We start from the raw sequence: 3614 nt of genomic DNA on the forward strand, positions 1-3614 counted from the left end.
TGTGCTGTGGAAGATCTTCTGCAGTTCGGCGTCGAACAGGGCCGGGTCGGTGTAGAGGGAGGTGTGGACACGGTCGGGCTGGACCAGCTCGGCCGGGTCGACCGTCAGGTTGACGGCAGGGATCAGGTTGCTCACGGGGGTCACCTATGGGGCGTTTTCTTATGGGAGCAACGCTAAAGGGCAGGGGGGTGGGGCTCAATGACAGGGGGGATCAATGTTGTTGCGTTTTTTGCAATGGGGGGTGGCATTGCGTATGGCGTTGTTTTTTTGTGGGGGCGGACATCGAGCGCCGCCCGCGCGGCGCTTCGCAGCACAAGGCTGCTCCTACAGGTGAGACGGGCGCAAAGGGGGGGCGCGCGCCCATGTCACAGGAATAATTGGCCCGAAACAGATGTAGGAGCAGCCTTGTGCTGCGAAGCGCCGCGCGGGCGGCGCGCGATCTCATAGGCGCTGCATCTCATAAGACAAGCACCAAGATCACAACGCCATCCGCACCGCCTTGGCCATCTCCGTCGCCAATTCCCGGCTCATGCCATCCAAGGTTCGCCCACGGCGCGTAACAATCTGGATATCGGTCGCATTCATCGCTTCGCAATCGATGGCCAGGGCCTTGAAGGTGCCGTTCTTGAGCTCGTCGATGATCGGCAGTTCGGCCAGCAAGGTGGCGCCCAGCCCCGACCGAACGAAGTCCAGAATCACCGCCAGGGAGTTGGAGGTGAGGGTGGGCACGATGGCGAACGGCTGGTCCTTGCAGGCGGCATCCGCCAGCTCCCGCACGCGGAAGTTGGCGCCGGGCAGCACCAGTGATTCGCGGGCCACTTCGGCGAGGCTGACCGTGGAGCGCTCGGCCATCCGGCTGTCACGGTGAACAATCATCCGCAATGGCTGCGCCAGGCTGAACAGGCGCGTCAGGCGGGCCGACGCGTTAGGCGCAAAGACTACGCCGAGGTGCGCCTCGTCGTTCATCACCATGCGCTGCACCTCCAAGGACGGGGCGCTGATGATCTCGGCCTTGTGCGCATTGTGCGCGTGCAAAAAGCCCTGCAACGAATTGATCGCCCGGGCCCCCAGCAGGCCTTCGCCGATGGCGATCACCGTCGAGGCTTGCTGGCGGCTTCGCAATTCGTCCAGCCGGTCGACCAGCAGCGCGTGTTGGCGAATGCGTTCGATGTAGTAGTCCACGGCAGCCTCGCCCGCGGCAGTCAGGCTGATGCGGTGGGTGCCGGGGCGCACCAGTTCGATGCCCAGTTCTTCTTCCAGCCGGGCGATCTGCCGGCTGACCGATGAGGTGGCGACGCCGAGGGCTTCGGCAGCGGCGCGCATGGAGCCCTTGTCATGGCTCAGGTGCAGGTAGCGCAGGCGGTGGTCCTGCAGATCGATATGGCGGGTGGGCATGACCTCGACCTCGGGGGTAATCACGGCAGGCATTGGCGTGTCCCCATCCATCCTGGTGGGGCGTTGGCTTGTTTTTTTTGTGTGCTCGGCGTGGGTGGCCGGCGTTGTCGCGCTCCATGCCAGGCCATCGTACACGCGTTTTTTTCTGTCCGAAATCATGTGAAAAAGGCGCTAAAAATTTTTCGTAATATCGGCGCTGGTCGTTAGTTTTTTTAGGCGCGTTGAAACCGGTTTTTGAAGTCGTATAAATCCATTTAAATCATGTAGATAGCCAATTTTTAGAGGGTTTATCCGTTAGGGATAGGCAAATTTTTCTCCTGATTTAGCGTGAAAATTCAATTGACAATTCACGTAAATCGCCGCAAATATTTGTCACCGGCACCTAAAACAAGAGAGACAGACCATGCCGCCCGAACCAGCCTTCGCCCCTCTGTATGGCCAGTGCTTGCCTTCCACGAGCCCAGCCAACGCCCCCCACAAGCATCAGTACAAAAACCGCGCCTGAGACGGAGAATGTCCATGGATTCGCTTTGCCTGCGTGCCGCGCCTGTGTCGGCGCTCGCCTCTGGCCCTGCTTTCGAGGCCTTGCTTGACGGTGTTCGTGATCGTGCTCGCCTCGGTGAGTTCGACCGCCAGCGCTACATATCCCGCGATGTGATCGACGCCTTCAAGGCCCATGGCGTGTACCGCGCCTTGGTGCCTAAGCGCTTTGGTGGGCTTGAGTGCTCGCCGGGGGCCTTCTGTGAAATGATCGAACGCATCTCCCATGCAGACGGCTCTGCCGGCTGGGTGGCCAGCTTCGGCATGAGCCCCGTGTACCTGGCGGCGCTGCCGCTGGAGACCATCGCCGAGATCTACGGCAACAGCCCCGACACGGTGTTTGCCGGGGGCATCTTCCCGCCACAACCGGCCGAGATCGTGCCCGGAGGCTTCAAGGTCAACGGCCGCTGGAAGTACTCCAGCGGGTCCATGGGCGCGGACATCGTGGGGGTCGGGATTGCCCCGCGCAATGGCGACAAGCTCGACCTGCCACGCCTGGCCGTGATGCCGCGCCAGCAGGCGCGCATCGAAGAAACCTGGGACACCGTCGGCCTGCTCGGCACTGGCAGCCACGACCTGGTGGTCGAGGACGTGGTGGTGGGCGAGCAGTGGACCTTCGTGCGCGGCGGCAAGCCCAACCTGGACGAGCCGTTCTTCCGTTACCCATCGCTGTCGTTCGCCACCCAGGTGCTCTCGGTGGTCGGGCTGGGCATTGCCCGCGCTGCATTGGACGAACTGTCAGGCATGGCCAGTGGGCGCATCTCGGTGACCGGCGCCCCGGCACTGGCCGACCGGCCGCTGGCCCAGGTCGATGTGGCCAAGGCCGAGGCGGCGCTGCGCTCGGCGCGCGCGTTCTTCTACGAGTCCATCGAACGTGCCTGGGAGCACGTGCTGGCGGGCGATCCGGTACCGGTCGACGTCACCAACCTGTTGCGCCTGTCCTCCACCCATGCCGCCCGTGTGGCCGCTGAAGTGGCGCGCAGTGCGCAGATGCTCTCGGGCATGACCGGCATCTACAACGAAAGCCCGCTGGCCCGCTGCGTCAACGATGCGCAGGTGGTGACCCAGCACGCCTTCATGGGCGACGTCACGTACCAGAACGCCGGTGCGATGTTCTTCGGTAAACAGCCCCTTCCGGGCTACCTGTAACTTTCGGGAATTTTGTCATGAGCGATAAGAAAGCGTTGCGTGTGCTGTTCTGCATGGGCATCAACCAGAACTTCTTCGATGCCCCCCGTGAGGAGCAGCTGCAGGTGTGGGCCGCCTTCAGCGCGATGTGGAATGGCATTCACGACCTGACCGGGGTGAACGTGCTGGGCAACATGGACGATGACCAAGGTATGGTCGGCCCGTCCGACGGCTTCCCCTGGACCACCTACCTGCTGGCCGACGTACCGGACATCGAGACCGTGCACGCCGCCTGCAACCTGTTCCGCTGCACGGCGGTGGGCGAGGGGCCGTACAAGCTGTGGCGCTACGCCAAGGTCGAGGCCCGTGTCGGCCGCGAACTGATCATCCAGCGCGCCTGAGTCGAGGACGATACCGTGAGCAACCTGATCCCCGCCGTCAACCTGACGGTCGACCCGGCCGAGCTGGTCCAGCCCGACCGCGTCCACACCTCCCTCTACACCGACCCGGCCCTGTTCGACGCCGAACTGCAGAAGATCTTCCACAGCACC

Annotated in this window: 3 protein-coding genes and 2 pseudogenes; 3 read left to right on the forward strand and 2 right to left on the reverse strand. The window is 63.0% G+C overall.

Translation table 11 applies throughout. The features are described 5' to 3' along the window. Positions 1-135 (reverse strand): annotated as a pseudogene (locus OO306_RS27740) (aromatic ring-hydroxylating dioxygenase subunit alpha); the annotation flags it as partial. 342 nt (positions 136-477) lie between these two features. Continuing rightward, entirely contained in the window at positions 478-1428 is a 951-nt protein-coding gene (locus tag OO306_RS27745; protein WP_265970363.1) for a LysR family transcriptional regulator, read from the reverse strand. A 486-nt stretch (positions 1429-1914) separates the two neighbouring features. Here OO306_RS27745 and iacA point away from each other — a divergent pair, with 486 nt between their 5' ends. The 3 genes and pseudogenes from iacA to OO306_RS27760 form a co-directional block, all read left to right on the forward strand. Next, a complete protein-coding gene (gene iacA, locus OO306_RS27750) occupies positions 1915-3084 on the forward strand; it encodes an indole-3-acetate monooxygenase (protein WP_085274412.1) in 1170 nt (389 codons plus the stop codon). A gap of 17 nt (positions 3085-3101) precedes the next feature. Continuing rightward, positions 3102-3464 carry an IacB protein gene (locus tag OO306_RS27755; RefSeq protein ID WP_265970364.1) on the forward strand — a complete coding sequence of 121 codons (363 nt, stop codon included), beginning with the start codon at positions 3102-3104 and terminating at the stop codon, positions 3462-3464. 15 nt (positions 3465-3479) lie between these two features. Next, positions 3480-3614, forward strand: a pseudogene (locus OO306_RS27760) (aromatic ring-hydroxylating dioxygenase subunit alpha); the annotation flags it as partial.

Origin of the sequence: Pseudomonas sp. DCB_AW, from assembly GCF_026240895.1 — a bacterium.
Classification (GTDB): Bacteria; Pseudomonadota; Gammaproteobacteria; order Pseudomonadales; family Pseudomonadaceae; genus Aquipseudomonas; species Aquipseudomonas kermanshahensis.

Excerpts from the sequence above, each read along its gene's own strand:
- OO306_RS27745 (WP_265970363.1), bottom strand. The coding sequence starts at position 1,428 with ATGCCTGCCGTGATTACCCCCGAGGTCGAGGTCATGCCCACCCGCCAT.
- iacA (WP_085274412.1), top strand. The coding sequence starts at position 1,915 with ATGGATTCGCTTTGCCTGCGTGCCGCGCCTGTGTCGGCGCTCGCCTCT.
- OO306_RS27755 (WP_265970364.1), top strand. The coding sequence starts at position 3,102 with ATGAGCGATAAGAAAGCGTTGCGTGTGCTGTTCTGCATGGGCATCAAC.